Consider the following 16,994-nt stretch of genomic DNA (forward strand, 5'->3'; position numbering starts at 1 on the left):
CCAGTGCGCCTGCGCCAGTCCTCAGGTCAGCAGACGGGCGAGATCACCAAAATCCCTCGCTACAATATCGAACTCTCGGGCGAATCCGGTGTCGGCGTAATCTTCCCCGGGATCCTCGATCTGCGGAAACACATAGAATGCGCGGTATCCACAGGCCTGAGCGGCGCGCAGATCGCTCGGGTGCGCGGCGACCATTGCGATTTCGTGAGGGCGGCAATCCACTAAGGTCGCTGCCCGGGCGTAGCAGGCAGGGTCAGGCTTGTAGAGGCCCATCATCTCACAGCACAGATAGCCATCCCATACGATGCCACTAGCTCTCGATGAACCGGACGCCATAGACCAGCTGAGTATCGTCAGAGGCAGCGCGGCAATTCTTTGCCGCAGTCTTTCGATGCCCTCGCGTGCGCCGGGCCAAGCCACCATGTGGCGCCAGGCGTGATGCAGGTCGCGCCGGGCCTCCTCATCCGGCGCAACGCGCAACGCCCCAAGCAAACCGTCAATGACGTTCGCCAGCATCAGATCAGAACTTTGCCGCTGAGTTTCGCCCCGAGAAGCGGAGCCTGCGGCATCGAGAAAACCAGCGCGACAGTCTAGCGCAAATGCCGCAGGATCAATTCCGGCGAAGGCAGCGTGCCGACTCAGAGCCGCAATCAGCGGTGCGTTCCAGTCGAAAACAGTGCCTCCAATGTCGAAGAGAAGTGTCTTCACCTGAATCGGCACGTCAGCCTCCGGGAATCACACGCTGATGACAGTACCGCGAACGTCTGCCTTCATTAATATCACGAAGCGGCCGGGTGATGTCATGCATATTTGGCCTGTCGCATTCCTGATCGTGATCGCTCCGGTTTGGGCGATCAAGGCGGGCGCTTTCATCGCCGCCGCACCGAATGCGTGTCCGAAAGGTTCTGCATTCACAGCGGATTCTAGTTCGTTAAGGACACCTCGCTTACCCGGGTGCCTCCCAAAGGCAGCGCCTAGACGTGTCAAGTACGCAAATGACCGCCCGTCGCCTTGGCGACCTTCTCGACGATCTTGGCGCTCACTGCCTCGATCTCCGCCTCGGTCAGGGTCTTGTCGCGCGGCTGCAGGCGCACGGTGATGGCGAGCGATTTCTTGCCCGCCCCCATCTGCGCCTCGGCCTTCTCGCCCGCGAACTGGTCAAAGACCGCGACGCGCTCGATCAGTGCCTTGTCGGCTCCTTGTGCCGCATTGACCAGTGTCAGCGCCTCGACGCCCTTGTCCACGACAAAGGCGAAATCGCGTTCGACCGCCTGCAGGTCGGAAATGTCGAGCGCGGGCCGGGTTGCCGTCTTCACCTTCGGGAAGGGGACGGCTGCCAAGTGGATGGTCAGGGCGACAGCCGGACCCTTCACATCCATCGCTTTCAGGACCTTTGGGTGCACTTCGCCGAAAGAGGCCATGACATTCGGGCCAAGCGACATGGCGCCAGAGCGGCCGGGATGGAACCAACCCGCGACCTTGCGGCCGATCTGCACCTTCAGGGGCGCGCCGATGGCGGCGAGCACCGCCTCGGCATCGGCCTTGGCGTCATAGACATCGACCGGGCGGCGGCTGCCGTGCGGGTCGCGCGCTGCACTCGCGCCCACCAGCAGGGCGGTTGCCTGCAGGGCCTGTTCGCCCGGTTCGCCGCCCGAAAAGGCCTGACCAACCTCGAAAAGCGCCAGATCCATGAAACCGCGCGCCTGATTGCGCGCGGCCGCCTGCAGGAGGCCGGGCAAAAGGTCGGGGCGCATATGGGTCATTTCCGACGAGATCGGATTTTCGAGCCGCGTCGCCTCTGCCCCGCCACCGAAGAGCGCGGCCGAGGCGCCGTCGATGAAGGAGTAGGTCACGCATTCATTGTAGCCCAAGGCCGCGAGCGTGCGCCGCGCGGTCTTTTCCCGGACCTGCATCGGCGTCAGGATCGGTTTCGGCACGCCCGGCCGCGCCCGCCGCATCGGCTTGCCTTCGAGTTTCGTCAGCGAGGCGATCCGCGCCACTTCCTCGACAAGGTCCGCCTCGCCGAGAATGTCGGGCCGCCAGGACGGCGGCGCGGCCATGTCGCCTTTCAGCGTGAAGCCCAGAGCTTCCAGCGTCGCGCGCTGCTCTGCCTCGGGGATGTCCATGCCGACGAGCGAGATCACCCGCGCCGGATCAAGCCGGTAGGCGCGCGATGTGTCGGGAACGGCGCCGTCCATCACCACATGCGACGGCTCGCCGCCGCAGAGGTCGATGACCAAGCGGGTCGCCAGTTCCAGCCCCGGCAGGGTGAAGGCCGGGTCCACGCCGCGTTCGAACCGGTAGCGGGCATCGGAATTGATCTTCAGCGCGCGCCCCGTGGCGGCGATGGTGATCGGGTCCCAATAGGCGCTTTCAAGGAAGACATCGGTCGTCTCTTCGGTGCAGCCAGAGAGTTCGCCCCCCATGATCCCGGCAAGGCTTTCCGGCTCTTGGTCGTCGGAAATGACCATCATCCCTTCGCGCAGGGTATAGGTCTTGCCGTCGAGCGCCAGCAACTCCTCGCCACCCTTCGCCGGGTGGATGCGCAGATCGCCCTTTACCTTGGCCACGTCGAAGACGTGAAGCGGGCGGTTCAGTGCGTAGGTGAAGAAATTGGTGATATCGACGAGCGTCGAAATGGGCCGGAGGCCGATCGCCGTCAGCCGTGCCTGCAGCCAGGCGGGCGAGGGGCCGTTCTTCACACCCCTGATCACCCGGCCCGCGAAAAGGGGGCAGCCCTTGTCTTTCAGCCCGCCTTCGATCCGGACGCCGACGGGGCTGTCGAACACGCCTTTCACCGGCTGGATGTCGAGGGGTTTCAGCGTCCCCAATCCCCGCGCCGCGAGGTCGCGGGCGATGCCGCGGACGCCAAGCGCGTCTGGGCGGTTTGGCGTGATCTTCACATGGATCATCGGATCGACGGTTTCGGGCCGGTTCGCCGCCAGCCAGTCGGTGAACTTGTCGCCCACCTCGCCCGACGGCAGTTCGATGATGCCGTTATGTTCGTCGGACAATTCCAGCTCGCGTTCCGAGGCCATCATGCCGTGGCTCTCGACGCCGCGGATCTTGCCAACGCCCAGCGTCACATCGATGCCCGGCACATAGTCGCCGGGCTTGCACAGGACGACGATGATCCCCGCCCGCGCATTCGGCGCGCCGCAGACGATCTGCTTTTCACCCTCGTCGGTCATGACCCGGCAGACCCTGAGCTTGTCGGCGTCGGGGTGCTGTTCGGCATGTAGAACTTTAGCCAGCGTGAAGGGTTTCAGCCGCGCGGCGCGATCCACGACCTCCTCGACCTCAAGCCCGAGGTCGGTCAGCGCATAGGTGATCTCGTCCAGCGTCGCCCCGGTGTCGAGGTGATCCTTCAGCCAGGAGAGGGTGAATTTCATGGTCTGGTCCCGGATTTCGGGGCCGGGATCGCCCGGCCGGCCGTTTCGTCGCGGCCCGGGATAGCGCATAGGGCGCGGGCAGGAAAGGGTGCGCGGGCGCGATTGCGCCCGGATAACCTGCGTCGCCCCTTAGAACTGGTCGAGGAGGCGCTTCAGATAGTCCAGTTCCAGGTCGGGGCGGGTCTGATCGGACGAGCGGCGGCGGATTTCGTCCAGCAGATCGCGGGCGCGACGGTAGACATCCTTGTCCTGCAAGACGTCACGCCCATCGCCCAGCTGGCCGCGCGCGCCGTCCTGGCGGCCAAGCGGGTCAAGCGGCACTTCGCGGTTTGGATCGCCCTGCGCCTGACCCTCGGCGCCCTGCAGGCGGTTCTGATCCTGCACATAGGCCTGACCGAGACTGCGCATGCCTTCGCGCAGGTTCTCGATCGCCTCGGCCTGACGGTCGATCGCGGTCGGCAGGTCGTTGTTGCGCAAGGCCTCTTCGGCGCCGTCCATCGCGCGGCCCGCCTCTTCGAGCGAGCGGCGGGCATTGTCGGCATCCTGCCCTTGCGCGTCCGGTAGGCCCTTGCGCTGACGGTCAAGCTCGCGCCTCAGCGCGCGCTGCCGGTCGGCAAGGCTCTGACCATCCTCGCCGCCGCCGGTCGATGGGTCGGCCTGTTCCTCAGGCCCCTCCTCGCCGTCGCGCATGCCTTGGGGGTCACCCTGACCTTCTCGCCCCTCGGGGTTTTGCTGGCCCTCACGGAAAGCGTCATCTGACAATTGCTGCTGGTTGCGCAAAGTATCCTGCAAATCGCGCATCGCCTGCTGGCCCGGCCGCTGCCGCCCCTCGCCGCCTTCCCCCTGAGTGACCTTCAGATTCTCCAGAAGCTGGTTCAGCTCGTTCAGAAGTTCCTGCGCCTCGGCCATGCTGCCTTCTTCCATCAGCCGCTGGATTTCATCCATCATCTGCTGGATCTGGTCGTCGGTGATGTTCGGTCCCTGCTGGTTGTCCGTGAACCGGTCGGCCGGGTCTTCCTCCTGCCGTTCGGCCAACATGTTCAGGTAATCGTCGGTCGCGGCCCTGAGTTCGTCCATCAGCTTCTGGATCTCGTCCTGGCTCGCGCCATTCTTGATCGCTTCCGAAAGCCGCTCCTGCGCGCGCCGCATCCGTTCGCGGGCATTGTCGAGACCGCCATCTTCGATCAGAAGCGCCGCATCCCAGAGCGCCTTCGCCAGTTCATCGCGCAGCTCGGGCTTCAATTCGCCGCCCTCGCGCCCTGCCGTCAGCCGCCGGATCGCCACACGCAGCATCAGATAGGCCTTTTCGTCGCGCACGAAGCCTTCAGGCCGATGAGTGATGGCGCGCAGGATCTGGTCGGCACGCTTGGCATTGGTGCGCGACCACAGAAGATCGCGGCGCATCTCGACCACGGCGGCGGCGAGCGGGTCGAAGAAGCGGCGGCCCGGCAGTGTCAGCGCCAGTGGTTCCGATGTGCCGGTTTGCCCGGCGCTGTCAATCACCGTCATCGTCATGATGACCGGCAGGTTGGCCCAAGGGTGCTCTGATGCATTCTCGCCCAGCACCTCGGTGAAATCGGCGCGGCTGCCACTGACTGGCAGGGGCAGGTCGAAGGTCAGAACCGGCTGGGGTTCGGGATCGGGTTCTAGGCCGTAGCGGCGCTGGATCGAGGCAAGATCAAGCGTGAAACGCACCTCGCCCTTGGCGATGGCGTAATCGTCGGTGGCGTGGAAGCTTTGCACCATGCGACCGTCGGCCTTGCGGTCCATCGGCCCTTCGGGCGCGATGGTGGGCGCCGCGTCGGCGAGGACCGAGATTTGCCAGCTCCGCCCGCCTTCCCCGTCGATGGAAAGCGTGCCGGATTTCGTCGCGACGAGGTCGAATGCGCGCAGACTGTCCGGCGCTGCCTCTGGCGCCGTTGCCGGGGTGGGCGGCGGGCTGGCGATATCCTGCGTCACGGTCAGCGCCGTTGCGGGGCCGTAAAGGCGCAGGATGATGCGGCTGCCGGTCGGCACTTCCAGCTTCTCGTCCTTCACGGTCGAGAGATAAAGCGTTGGCCGCCCGGTATAGGCGGGCGGTTCGATCCAGCCTTCCCAACTGGCCGCGACTTGCGTGGCACCGGCTGCAGGCGCCGTCACCGTGGCGAGCCGCCAGAGCGAGCCGAAAAGCAGAGCGATCATCAGCGCGGTGAAGGCCGCATAGCGCAGGGCGAACGGGTCACGCGCGGCAAGCCTGAGGTCGGGCGCGGGAGCCTTTGCAGTGCGCGCCAGGACGCGCATCCGGTCGAGATGCGCCTGCCACACCGCGCGGGAGGCCGGATCAGCGGCGCCGATGGCCTGATGGTCGTTCAAGGTTGCAATCGGCCGACCGGGCAGGGTCGCGTCGAGCCGTGCCGCGGCCTCCGCCGCCGTGGGCCAGCGGAACGCGCGCAACCCGCGCACGGCGAAGAATATGAGCGCGAGCGGCACCGCGACCAGCGCGGCCCAGAACAGTTCCAGCGGCGCCCAGTCCTGAAAACCGAGCGCGAGGGCCGCGATAGAGGCGATGGCAAGGGTCCAGAGCGGCCAGAAGGCGCGGGTCAGACGTTCGGCCACGAGCCCCGCGCGGGTAAGGCGCAGGGGCCAGCGCAGGTCCCTCTCTACGGGCATCTGCCGGGTCTCTCTCGTCATCTTGCCTTTCGCCGGACCGGAAACCGCCAAGGTGCGTCCCGTCCGCTTCTAGAGCCATGTAGGCAGTCTATCGCGGTTTATCATCTCCTCATAGGTCGGACGTTCTCGGATAACGGCAAATTGTTGCCCATGAACAAGCACTTCGGGGACAAGCGGGCGGGCATTGTATTCCGATGCCATCGCCGCGCCATAGGCCCCGGCAGAGCGGAAGGCCACCAGATTGCCCTCGCCTACCGGCGGCAGCGGGCGGGCCTTGGCAAAGGTGTCGCCGGTTTCGCAGACCGGCCCGACGATGTCGTAGGGCCGTTGTTCCACGCCCGGCGCCGGTTCGATCACCGGCACGATGTCATGATGGGCGCCGTACATGGACGGGCGCACCAGATCGTTCATCGCCGCGTCGAGGATCAGGAAATCGCGGCCCTCGCCATGCTTGAGATAGATGACAGAGGCGACCAGAAGCCCGGCATTGCCGGAAATCAGGCGGCCCGGCTCGATTTCCACCTCGCAGCCCAGATGCCCGACGGTGCGCTTGATCAGCGCGCCGTAATCAAGCGGCAAGGGCGGTGCCTCGTTTGACCGGGTGTAGGGAATGCCAAGTCCCCCGCCAAGGTCGAGGCGGCGAATCACATGGCCATCGGCGCGCAGGATGCCGGTCAATTCGGCGACCTTGAGATAGGCCTGTTCGAACGGCTCAAGCTCGGTCAGCTGGCTCCCGATATGAACGTCGATGCCTACGACCTCGATCCCCGGCAGGCGCGCGGCCTCGGCATAGACCTCGCGGGCGCGCTCGATCGGGATGCCGAACTTGTTTTCCTTCTTGCCGGTGGCGATCTTTTCATGGGTACGCGCATCGACGTCGGGGTTCACGCGGATGGTGATCGGTGCGGTGGCACCAAGGCTCGTGGCGACCTCGGACAGCGCGCGCAGCTCGGGCTCGCTTTCCACGTTGAACTGGCGGATGCCGCCCTCAAGCGCTGTTCGCATCTCCTCCCGCGTCTTGCCGACGCCGGAAAACACGATCCTATCGCCCGGAACACCTGCGGCCTTTGCGCGCAGATATTCGCCGATGGAAACAACATCCATACCCGCGCCAAGACGCGCGAGCGTCTTCAGGACCGCGATATTGCCGTTCGACTTGACCGCGAAGCAGACAAGATGGTCGAGCGGGCTCAGCGCTTCCTGAAATAGCCGGAAATGGCGCTCAAGCGTCGCGGTCGAATAGACATAGAAGGGCGTACCGACCGCTGCGGCGATCTCCGGCAGGGGCACGTCTTCGGCATGAAGGACGCCGTTTCGGTAGAGGAAGTGATCCATCGAAGACCTTTCTGCCAGACGCTGCACCGCCCGCATCCCTAGGGTCAGATCGGTCGCGCGCCAAGGGAAAAGCGTGAAAATCATCGCCGAAGGAGCGGCGGTAACCCGCCTGCGGGCTTTGGGTTGGCTTGACCGCGGCAAAGCGATACTTAACTACCACGCCTTGACCAGAAATCGCAGATGAGCACCCGGTGAAAATGAACGTTCTGTCCGGTTTCCGGGATAGCCACATCGGCCGGCTCCTGCGCGAGAATTTCCGCGCCCAGATGCCGCTCTATATCATTGCCGTCATCGCCATGGTGATGGTTGCGGCGACGACATCGCTGACCGCCTGGATCATGAAGGATATCGTTGATTCGATGACCAATCCGGACGACCGGATGCGGGTCTTTCTGGTCGCAGGGGCGGTGGCGCTGATCTTCTTCCTGAAGGGCGTGGCGAGTTATGTGCAGACTGTGGCGCTGACGCGGGCGGGTAACCGGATCGTCGCGGTCCAGCAGCGCAGGCTTTATGCGAAACTGTTGCGCCAGGGCGCGGCCTTCTACAACACCAACGAATCCTCCAGCCTCCTGATGCGGCTGACGCAATCGGCGCAGTCTGCGCGCGCGATCATCGACATTCTGGTCACCGGCTTCGTGCGCGACTTGCTGACCCTTGTCGGGCTGGTCGGTGTGATGGTCTATCAGCAGCCGACCCTGTCGGTCGTCTCGCTTCTGGTCGGTCCTCTCGCCCTTCTCGGCGTGCGGCTCATTTTGCGCAAGGTGCGCGCGATCATGGAGCAGGAACTTGCCTCGCTCGCCGAGATTTTCAAGGTCGTGCAGGAAACCTCGGCCGGGATCATGGTGGTGAAAGCCTTCTCGCTGGAAGAGAAAATGGCGGGGCGGATGAATGCGGCTGTAGGGCAGGTCGAAAAGCGCGCAAACGCGATCGCGCGGCTTGAGGCGGTGACGAGCCCGCTGATGGACACTTTGTCAGGCTTCGCAATCGCGGGCGTCGTCGCACTCAGCGCTGTGAACCTGTTTGGCGAATCCCCCACGTCTGCTGGCCAGCTGATGTCATTCGTAACCGCACTTCTCATGGCCTATGAGCCGGCGAAGCGGCTGTCGCGCATGCGCGTGTCGATCGAGGCGAGCATGGTCGGCGTGAAGATGATGTACGATCTGCTGGACGCGCCCGAGACACTCACGGAAGCCGCAGAGCCCGTCGCCCTGCCTCCGGGGCCGGGGCGGGTCGAGTTCACCGCCGTGAAGTTCGCTTACGCCAAGAACCAGCCGGCACTGCGCGATATTTCAATGGTCTGCGAAGCAGGCAAGACCACCGCGCTGGTCGGACCGTCCGGCGGCGGCAAGTCGACGATCCTCAATCTGGTTCTGCGGCTCTATGACCCGCAATCCGGCACCGTTACGATCGACGGGGTAGATCTGAGCACCGTGTCCTTCTCGACATTGCGTGAACGGATATCCTTTGTGGGGCAGGGGACCTTCCTCTTCTCGGCGAGCATCATCGAGAATATCCGCCTCAGCCGACCCGACGCGACCGAAGATCAGGTGATCGAAGCGGCGCGTGCGGCCAATGCGCACGAATTCATCGAGGCGCTTCCACAGGGCTATCAGACCCAGGTGGGCGAGAATGGCGCCTTCCTGTCGGGCGGGCAGAAGCAAAGGCTGGCGATCGCGCGGGCGATCCTCAAGGACAGCCCGATCCTGCTGCTTGATGAAGCGACGAGCGCACTTGACGCGACCTCCGAGGCACTTGTGCAGGAAGCGCTGCACCGGCTTACGCGTGGACGCACCACCATCGTCATCGCCCACCGGCTTTCGACCGTGCTGGAAGCCGACAAGATCTGTGTTGTGAACGAAGGCAAGGTCGTGGAACAGGGCACGACCGAGGAGCTTCTGGCGAAGGGCGGGCTGTTCCGCAGGCTCTACGACCAGCAGTTTCGGGCGGTCGGTTAAGCGCTACCCGAGGCCTCCTCGTGCGCTTCGCTTCTCGTCGGAGTGGCTCGCGAAGAGCGCACGAAGTGCGACGATGAGCATCCCTGTGAGCCACCCTGTTCCGTTCGCCGCGCTTTTCGCCTATAGGAGCGGGTCTCGAATCCCTGATGGTTGTTCCATGTCCGATGCCGCCCCCGCACCTCTGGTGCCCGATGTCCATGCGATCCCTCGCCGCCAGCCGGTCGAGGGCAAGGTCAATCTCGTCGGTCTGACACGGGCAGCCCTTCGCGAGGCGCTCATCGCCGCGGGCACGCCGGAGAAACAGGCGAAGATGCGGGTCGGGCAGGTCTGGCAATGGATCTACCATTGGGGCGTGCGCGATTTCGATGCGATGACCAATCTGGCGAAGGATTATCGACGCCTCCTTGCCGACAATTTCACCATCGCGCTGCCTGAGGTCGTCACCCGCCAGCTGTCCGCCGACGGCACCCGCAAATATCTGGTGCGCATCGCCGGCGGCCACGAGGTCGAGGTCGTCTATATCCCCGAGGAAGGCCGCGGCACGCTTTGCGTTTCGTCTCAGGTCGGCTGCACGCTCACCTGTTCCTTCTGCCACACGGGCACGCAGAAACTGGTGCGCAACCTGACCCCGGCCGAGATCGTCGGTCAGGTGATGCTCGCCCGAGACGATCTGGACGAATGGCCCGCACCCGGTACGGGCACGGGCGAGGACGGGCCGCGGCTTGTCTCGAACATCGTGCTGATGGGCATGGGCGAGCCGCTCTACAATTTCGACAATGTCCGCGACGCGATGAATATCGTGATGGACGGCGAGGGCATCGCGCTCGGCCGCCGCCGGATCACTTTGTCGACCTCTGGCGTGGTGCCCGAAATCGCCCGGACCGCGACCGAAATCGGCTGCCAGTTGGCGATCAGCTTCCATGCGACGACGGACGAGGTCCGCGACATTCTGGTGCCGATCAACAAGCGCTGGAACATCGCGACGCTTCTTGACGCGCTGAAGGCCTATCCGGGCCTGTCGAACTCCGAACGGATCACGTTTGAATATGTGATGCTCGACGGCATCAACGATACGAAGGAAGACGCCCACCGTCTGGTGAAGCTTTTGGAGGGCATTCCGGCGAAGGTGAACCTCATTCCCTTCAACGAATGGCCCGGCGCGCCCTACAAGCGATCTTCGGGCAACCGGATTCATGCGTTCGCCGACATCATCTACAAGGCAGGCTATGCCTCGCCGATCCGCACCCCGCGCGGCGAGGATATCATGGCGGCCTGCGGCCAGCTGAAATCCGCGACCGAACGAGCGCGGAAAAGCCGGGCACAGATCGCCGCCGAGACCGGTCAATAACGCCCGGTTTCAGCGCTCTTCCCAGGTCGTTTCGCGGTTTTCCTGCCAGCCGACACGGTGCAGAAGCGGCGTGTCGTCATGGGTCTCGGGCCAGCCGAGGCAGAGGTAGGCGCTGAATTCCCATCCCTCCGGCACGCCGAAAAGCGTCTCTATTCCGGCCGGATCGAGGATAGAGACCATACCGAGCCCGAGGTTTTCCGCCCGCGCCGCCAGCCACAGCGTATGGATCGCCATCGCTGTCGATTGGCGCAGTGTGGCGGGCATCGTCATGCGGCCAAGGCGGCGGCCTTCGGTGGGGTCTGTTGCGGTGAACACGGCCAGGTGTTCCGGCGCGCGGTCGAGGCCCGCGAGCTTCAGTCGCGCATAGTCGGACCGCGCCTGTCCGTCGTAGCTGTCCAAAGCGGCGGTATTGGTGGCACGGAAATTCGCGCGCACCCCGTCGCGCAACTGCGGATCGCGCACCCGCACCACCCGCCAGGGCCGGGCATTGCCGACCGAGGGCGCGCAGTCCATGGCGCGGCGCAGCCGCTCCAGCACCTCTTCCGGCACCGGATTGGTGCGGAAATGCCGCACGTCGCGGCGCCAGCGCAGGATTTCCGTGAGCGTCGTGGCATGGGCGCGGGTGAAGAGCATCAGCGGGTCAGAGCCTCCTCCAGCCGCGCCCATTCCGCCGCGCTGCCCGGCAGGCCAAGGCGCAGCCAGTCGTCCGACCAGGGGAAGATGCGCGTCCAGACATGGTGGCGTGCGAGCCGTGCCTGCGCGGCTTCGGCATCCGGCACGCGGTAGCTGCGGAAGAGAGACGTGCCGCCGATCAGGCGCCACCCTGCCTTCGCCGCCAGCGCGTCGATCCTGCCGCATTCACCGGCGAGCCGCGCGATGGTCTCTGCCGCCCAGTCCCGATCGCCCAGTGCCGTCGCCCCGATCTCGATCGCCGCGCCGGAGATGGGCCAGGGCCCCGCCATGGCTGAAAGTTGTCCGATGGTCTCCTCATGGCCCAGAACGAAGCCGAGCCGCACCCCGGCAAGGCCGTAGAACTTGCCGAAGGACCGCAGGATCACGAGGCCCGGTTGGGGTTCCTCGCCCGCAAGAGAGAGGTGCGGATAGGGGTCGGCGAAGCTTTCGTCGACCACCAGAAGTCCAACCCTGTCGGCCAGTACCGAGAGGTCGGCGGGTGCGTGCTGGCGACCGTCGGGGTTGTTGGGGTTGACCACGACCGCAAGGTCCGCACCCGCGAGTTGGGCCGGGTTAGACACTTCTTCGACCGTCCAACCGGCCGCGCGCAGGCTGGCGGCATGTTCGTTGTAGGTGGGGGATAGCACCCGCGCGACGCCCGCCGCTCGCAGGCGCGGCACCATCTGGATTGCCGCCTGCGCGCCCGCCACCGGCAGGATCGCGGCCCGGGTGCCGTAGGCGCGCCGGGCGGCGGCGATCAGCCCGTCCATCGCCGCACGGGTAGGGAGTGCGGTCCAGGCGTCGGAGCTCAGGCGCGGCAGCGGATAGGGCACGCGGTTGATGCCGGTCGACAGGTCGATCCAGTCCTCGGCCCGTCCGCCCCAGCGCACCCGCGCCGCATCGATATTGCCGCCATGGTCGCGCATCAGATCAGCCACAGGAGAAGGAGGAGGATTGCGGTCAAGGCCAGCGCATTGCGGCAGATTTCCAGCGCCCGGGTGATATCGTCCGCCCCAGGGTCACGGGCGGCGCCGTTGATCCAGGGCTCGTTCGCCACCCTGTCGTGGTAGAGGCGCGGGCCGGAAAGGCGCACACCAAGCGCCGCCGCCATCGCAGCCTCCGGCCAGCCGGCGTTCGGCGAGCGGTGGAACCGCGCCTCGCGCCACATGCAATCGAGCGCCGCGCGGGGCGCGGGTGAAACCGCGGCGATCAGAAGGCCGGTCAGCCGCGCCGGAATGAGGTTCGCCAGATCGTCGATCCGTGCCGACGCCCAACCGAAGGCCTCGTGCCGGGGCGTGCGGTGGCCGATCATCGAATCGAGCGTGTTGATCGCCTTGTAGGCCGCAATCCCCGGCAGGCCGAAGACCGCACCCCAGAACAGGGGCGCAACGACCCCGTCGGACGCATTTTCCGAAAGGCTCTCGATCGTTGCCCGCGCGATCCCCGCTTCGTCCAGCCGGTCGGGGTCGCGCCCGACGATCATCGCCACGGCATTGCGAGCGCCAGCGAGATCGCCGCCGCGGAGCGGCCTCGACACGGCCACCACATGATCGCGCAGCGACCGGGCCGCAATCAGCGGCCAGGCAAGACATCCGCCGATCAGGAGACCTTTCCAGCCCGACGGCAGAAGGCTTTGCAGGACAAGGCCGATGATGGCCGTGACAGCGATTACCAGAAGGGCAGCGGCCAACCCGGCGATCCGCCGGTCTCGGTCGGTGGTGCCCTCAATATTCAGCCAGTCGTCGAGGCGGCTGATCAGGCGGCCGATCCAGGTAACCGGATGGCCCACAAGCGCATAGAGCCCGCGCGGCCAGCCGACCGCGAGGTCGATCACCAGACCCGCCAGCATCAGCCCCGCACCCGTCATGCTCCGCCGCCGGTGCGGAAGGTGACGACACGGCGGAAGCCCGCCGCGTGCAGACGTGCCGTGGCGTCCTGCGGCACCTGTCCGGGTGCAAAGATCAGCCCGCGCGCCGAACCGGTATGGGCGGCGGTATGGCCAAGCGCGCCGAGCGCGCGGCAGAGGTCCGGTGTCGGATCCTCGCCCGGGCCGCGCAGCGTCCGGTTGCGACGGGCGGATTCGCTTGTGAGTGCGGCCAGCGCAGGCATGTCGCCTGCGTGCGCGGCCGCCTCCCACGGGTCGATCAGATCGGTGATATCGGCGAAATTCTCGTCCGCAGCATTGGTGCGGCGGTTCGGGCCAAAGAAGCCGCCCACCACTACCATCGCGGGCAGCGCAGGCAGATCGCGAATGACCTCGGCCCGGCGCGAGGCCCAGAGCATCCGCTCGGGCCTCTCGAACATCAAGGGATCGCTCGCGCCCTCGACGCCTACGCAGGCGCTGGCCAGTTCCATCGCGTCATGGCGCGATCCGGCAAGCCGGGCGAGCGCCACCAGAGCCGCCGTCGACACCCCAGCCCCGCCACCGCGCGGCATGTTGGCCGACAGGGTGAAAGGGCCGGGATCGGCAAGGCCGAGGGTCTTCAGAAGCGCCCGGCCGCGCGCCTGCGGCAAAAGGCCGTGCGGTTCCATCGTCTCGGTCCTGCGGATACCGACGGTCAGCAGTGGGCAGGGCAGCGTGACCAGAACCACAGGGCCCTCCGGCCCGAGCCGCCCCTGAAGGAATTCTCCGAAATGTCCCTGAACCCGAATCACCCGGCCACCCTTTCATTCACGCTGCCGATCTGCCAGCCCGCCTCGTGACGCACCAGACGGGTAACGGACAGGGGCGCGACATCGAAGGCAAGCGCGGGCGCAACAGACCCGAGCGCCAGCGCCAGCGCGGCCCTGACCGTCCCGGCATGGGCCAGGAGGGTGGCGGCGCCAGCTTCTGCGATTTGGGTGAGCGCGGGGTGAATCCGCGCGCAGATATCTTCGAAACTTTCCCCCCCCGGCGGGCGATGGCGGGCAAGGTCGGCCGCCTCGAGCGGACCGATGTCGGGCAGCTCGGCGTAGGACTTGCCTTCCCAATCGCCGAAGTCCTGTTCCCACAGGCGGGGGTCTTCATCGGGGGCCATGTCCCAGATCGCGCGCGCGGTTTCCCGGCAACGCCGCGCCGGGCTGGTGATCAGCCGGTCGGGCCGGGGCAGGCGGTCGCGCAGCGCCGCAAGTGCCGCAGCGTCCGACAGGTCGGCGCCCACATCCGTCCGGCCATTCAGACGGCCCATGGCCAGGGTTGGCGCATGGCGGATCAGGATCAGTTCTGTCGCGGTCCGGCCGGGCACGGTCGCATTCCCCCTTCCGTGGTCCCGCCGTTTCTGCTTTGAGGCTGACCCATGAGCAAGACGATACTTGTCACCGGAGGCGCCCGATCGGGCAAAAGCGGCATTGCCGAGACGAAGGCGCTGTCCTTCGGGCGGCCTGCGACCTATATCGCCACCGCCGAGATCCGTGACGAGGAAATGGCGGCACGCATCGCCCTGCATCAGGCGCGGCGCGGGCCGGAATGGCGCGATCACCCGGCCCCCTTCGATCTGGTCAGTGCGCTGGCAGCGACCGACGGCGCGGGGCCGCGACTGGTCGATTGTCTCACGCTTTGGCTCACGAACCTGATGCTTGCGGATCGCGACTGGCAGGCCGACGGCCGCGCGCTTGTTGCAGCCTTGCCGCGCCAGACCAGCCCCGTGGTGATCGTGACCAACGAGGTCGGCGCCGGGATCGTGCCGGACAACAAACTCGCCCGAGACTTCCGCGATGCGGCGGGCCTTCTCAATCAATGGGTGGCGGCGGCGGCGGACGAGGTCTGGCTCGCCGTCGCCGGCCTGCCCCTTCACGTCAAATGACCGGAAGTGACTGACATGACCTTCGCGCTTTCCTCGCTCGACGACCTCAAGACCCTCGCCGCGCGCCTGCCGATGGCTGACGCCGCGGCGGCAGCGGGCGCCCGTGCCCGGCAGAATTCGCTGACGAAGCCGCCTGGGTCGCTTGGGCGGCTTGAGGAGATTGCCGAATTCATGGCCGCCTGGCGCGCAACGGCGCGGCCGGAAATCTGGCAGGCGCAGGCTCTGGTCTTCGCGGGCAACCACGGCATCTGCGCACAAGGGGTAAACCCCTATCCGCAGGAAGTGACCGTGCAGATGGTCGCGAATTTTCAGGCCGGCGGGGCGGCGATCAACCAGCTAGCGCGCGTGAACGGCGCCGATCTGGACGTGATCGCGCTCGACCTCGACCGGCCCACGCGGGATTTCACTGAGGGCCCGGCGATGAGCTCGGCGGACTGCCTCGAAGCGATGAACCGGGGCGCTGCCGCGGTGAATGAGGGCGCCGATATCCTCATCCTCGGCGAGATGGGTATCGGCAATTCGACCGTTGCGGCGGCTCTCGCGGCGGCGTCCTTCGGCGGTGGTGCGGCAGAGTGGGTCGGGCCCGGAACAGGCTCTGATCAGGCCGGAATCGCCCGCAAGGTCGATGCGATCGAACGTGGCCTCAAGCTGCACGCAGGCGCCAAAGGCGACGCGGGCGCGGTCCTTGCTGCCCTTGGCGGGCGCGAACAGGCGGCGATCTGCGGCGCGGTTCTGGCGGCGCGGGCGGCGCGGGTTCCGGTGATCCTTGACGGGTTCATCTGCACGGCGGCTGCGGCCGTCCTGCATCTGGCCGATCCCGCCCTTCTGGACCATTGCCTTGTCGGCCATGCCTCGGCCGAGCCCGGCCATCGGAAGCTGCTGACCGCCATCAGCAAACGGCCGGTCCTTGAGTTTGACATGCGGCTTGGCGAAGGTTCCGGCGCGGCCTTGGCGCTGGGCATCGTGCGGGCGGCACTGGCCTGCCACAATGGCATGGCGACCTTCGGCGAAGCGGGCGTGTCTGAGGCTTGAGGAGGGCGCGATGGCAAGCGATCCGGCGGAACGGTGGGAGGAGCTGAAGGTCGGCCTGATGCTGCTGACCCGGCTTCCCGTCGGGCTGGTCCGGGAAGAGGCGCCTTCTGTCGCCGCATCCGCCTGGTCCTGGCCGCTCGCCGGGCTCGCGGTTGGCGGCCTTGCGGCCTTCGTCTACTGGCTGGCCACCGCGCTTGGGCTCACCGGGCCGCTCGCGGCAACGCTCGCGGTTCTGGCGACGGTTCTGGCGACCGGGGGGCTGCATGAAGACGGGCTGGCCGACCTGGCCGACGGGTTCGGCGGCGGGCGCGACAAGACGCGGGTGCTGGAGATCATGCGCGACAGCCGGATCGGCAGCTACGGCACGCTTGCGATCGGATTTTCACTGCTGATCCGCGTGCTTGCCATCGGCGCACTGTCGCGTTGGGACGCGGTCTGGGGCTTCCTGGCCATCGCCGCCGCCAGCCGCGCGGTGATGCCCGCCGCCCTGCATCTGATGCCGCCCGCGCGAAGTGACGGGCTCGGCAGCGGTGCCTCGGGCGTCACGCAAGAGGCCGCCCTTGCCGCTGCCCTGACCGGCTGTGCCTGCCTTCTGCCTTTCGGCCTTATCGACGCGGCCCTTGTCGCTGCGGCGATGGCTGCCGCCGCTTTCTGGGTCGGACGGCGCGCGATGTCCCGTATCGGCGGCCAGACCGGAGATGTCTGCGGGGCGATGCAGCAAGTCGCGGAAGGCACAGGCTGGCTGGCCCTGGTGGCGCTGCAGGGCACGTTGGGTTGACGCCTGCCCTTTGATCTTGCGGGCGAAGCGCGCGCGCCGCTATGGAAGGGT

The 16,994-nt window shown here is 66.4% G+C and carries 14 protein-coding genes; 5 read left to right on the plus strand and 9 right to left on the minus strand.

Translation table 11 applies throughout. From position 1 onward, the window contains the following. Nucleotides 1-21: 21 nt before the first annotated feature. From OU426_RS07105 to lysA, 4 genes are all read right to left on the minus strand, one after another. Complete coding sequence (locus tag OU426_RS07105) at nt 22-720, minus strand: HAD-IA family hydrolase (RefSeq protein WP_267633234.1); 699 nt, start codon at nt 718-720, stop codon at nt 22-24. A gap of 263 nt (nt 721-983) precedes the next feature. Further along, nucleotides 984-3,392, minus strand: a complete 2,409-nt coding sequence (pheT, locus tag OU426_RS07110) for a phenylalanine--tRNA ligase subunit beta (protein ID WP_267633235.1) — start codon at nt 3,390-3,392, stop codon at nt 984-986. A gap of 129 nt (nt 3,393-3,521) precedes the next feature. After that, on the minus strand, nt 3,522-6,041 hold the full coding sequence (locus tag OU426_RS07115; protein WP_267633236.1) for a TIGR02302 family protein: 2,520 nt from the start codon (nt 6,039-6,041) through the stop codon (nt 3,522-3,524). Nucleotides 6,042-6,110: 69 nt separating this feature from the next. Continuing rightward, a complete protein-coding gene (gene lysA / locus OU426_RS07120; protein WP_267633237.1) occupies nt 6,111-7,376 on the minus strand; it encodes a diaminopimelate decarboxylase in 1,266 nt (421 codons plus the stop codon). A gap of 197 nt (nt 7,377-7,573) precedes the next feature. On the opposite strand from lysA, the gene OU426_RS07125 reads away from it, so the two are divergent. Continuing rightward, entirely contained in the window at nt 7,574-9,331 is a 1,758-nt protein-coding gene (locus OU426_RS07125; RefSeq protein WP_267633414.1) for an ABC transporter ATP-binding protein, read from the plus strand. Between the two features lie 157 nt (nt 9,332-9,488). Further along, on the plus strand, nt 9,489-10,679 hold the full coding sequence (gene rlmN / locus OU426_RS07130) for a dual-specificity RNA methyltransferase RlmN (protein ID WP_267633238.1): 1,191 nt from the start codon (nt 9,489-9,491) through the stop codon (nt 10,677-10,679). Between the two features lie 9 nt (nt 10,680-10,688). Here the strand turns inward: rlmN and bluB are convergent, their stop codons facing one another. Genes bluB through OU426_RS07155 form a run of 5 tightly spaced genes read right to left on the minus strand, consistent with a single transcriptional unit; the run spans nt 10,689 to nt 14,575 of the window. Continuing rightward, a complete protein-coding gene (gene bluB / locus OU426_RS07135) occupies nt 10,689-11,312 on the minus strand; it encodes a 5,6-dimethylbenzimidazole synthase (protein ID WP_267633239.1) in 624 nt (207 codons plus the stop codon). Continuing rightward, entirely contained in the window at nt 11,312-12,277 is a 966-nt protein-coding gene (cobD, locus tag OU426_RS07140; RefSeq protein ID WP_267633240.1) for a threonine-phosphate decarboxylase CobD, read from the minus strand. Before cobD ends, bluB begins: the two co-directional genes overlap by 1 nt. Further along, nucleotides 12,277-13,218: an adenosylcobinamide-phosphate synthase CbiB gene (gene cbiB, locus OU426_RS07145; RefSeq protein ID WP_267633241.1), complete on the minus strand. Its 942-nt coding sequence runs from the start codon at nt 13,216-13,218 to the stop codon at nt 12,277-12,279. The genes cobD and cbiB overlap by 1 nt, the downstream gene beginning before the upstream one ends. After that, nucleotides 13,215-14,006 (minus strand): propanediol utilization protein, encoded by a 792-nt coding sequence (locus OU426_RS07150; protein WP_267633242.1) that lies wholly within the window; start codon nt 14,004-14,006, stop codon nt 13,215-13,217. Before OU426_RS07150 ends, cbiB begins: the two co-directional genes overlap by 4 nt. After that, entirely contained in the window at nt 14,003-14,575 is a 573-nt protein-coding gene (locus OU426_RS07155; protein ID WP_267633243.1) for a histidine phosphatase family protein, read from the minus strand. The genes OU426_RS07150 and OU426_RS07155 overlap by 4 nt, the downstream gene beginning before the upstream one ends. A gap of 51 nt (nt 14,576-14,626) precedes the next feature. On the opposite strand from OU426_RS07155, the gene cobU reads away from it, so the two are divergent. From cobU to OU426_RS07170, 3 genes are read left to right on the plus strand one after another with little or no spacing between them, the layout of a single operon-like run. Beyond that, entirely contained in the window at nt 14,627-15,133 is a 507-nt protein-coding gene (gene cobU / locus OU426_RS07160) for a bifunctional adenosylcobinamide kinase/adenosylcobinamide-phosphate guanylyltransferase (RefSeq protein ID WP_267633244.1), read from the plus strand. A 15-nt stretch (nt 15,134-15,148) separates the two neighbouring features. After that, nucleotides 15,149-16,165, plus strand: a complete 1,017-nt coding sequence (gene cobT / locus OU426_RS07165; protein ID WP_267633415.1) for a nicotinate-nucleotide--dimethylbenzimidazole phosphoribosyltransferase — start codon at nt 15,149-15,151, stop codon at nt 16,163-16,165. A 10-nt stretch (nt 16,166-16,175) separates the two neighbouring features. Further along, nucleotides 16,176-16,943: an adenosylcobinamide-GDP ribazoletransferase gene (locus OU426_RS07170; protein WP_267633245.1), complete on the plus strand. Its 768-nt coding sequence runs from the start codon at nt 16,176-16,178 to the stop codon at nt 16,941-16,943. The last annotated feature ends 51 nt before the right edge of the window (nt 16,944-16,994 follow it).

It is taken from the genome of Frigidibacter sp. RF13, assembly GCF_026626305.1.
Classification (GTDB): Bacteria; Pseudomonadota; Alphaproteobacteria; order Rhodobacterales; family Rhodobacteraceae; genus TMP-24.

Coding starts and splice junctions, on each gene's coding strand:
- lysA (WP_267633237.1), bottom strand. CDS start 7,376: ATGGATCACTTCCTCTACCGAAACGGCGTCCTTCATGCCGAAGACGTG.
- rlmN (WP_267633238.1), top strand. CDS start 9,489: ATGTCCGATGCCGCCCCCGCACCTCTGGTGCCCGATGTCCATGCGATC.
- cbiB (WP_267633241.1), bottom strand. CDS start 13,218: ATGACGGGTGCGGGGCTGATGCTGGCGGGTCTGGTGATCGACCTCGCG.
- OU426_RS07125 (WP_267633414.1), top strand. CDS start 7,574: ATGAACGTTCTGTCCGGTTTCCGGGATAGCCACATCGGCCGGCTCCTG.
- OU426_RS07170 (WP_267633245.1), top strand. CDS start 16,176: ATGGCAAGCGATCCGGCGGAACGGTGGGAGGAGCTGAAGGTCGGCCTG.
- cobU (WP_267633244.1), top strand. CDS start 14,627: ATGAGCAAGACGATACTTGTCACCGGAGGCGCCCGATCGGGCAAAAGC.
- OU426_RS07115 (WP_267633236.1), bottom strand. CDS start 6,041: ATGCCCGTAGAGAGGGACCTGCGCTGGCCCCTGCGCCTTACCCGCGCG.
- bluB (WP_267633239.1), bottom strand. CDS start 11,312: ATGCTCTTCACCCGCGCCCATGCCACGACGCTCACGGAAATCCTGCGC.
- cobT (WP_267633415.1), top strand. CDS start 15,149: ATGACCTTCGCGCTTTCCTCGCTCGACGACCTCAAGACCCTCGCCGCG.
- cobD (WP_267633240.1), bottom strand. CDS start 12,277: ATGCGCGACCATGGCGGCAATATCGATGCGGCGCGGGTGCGCTGGGGC.
- pheT (WP_267633235.1), bottom strand. CDS start 3,392: ATGAAATTCACCCTCTCCTGGCTGAAGGATCACCTCGACACCGGGGCG.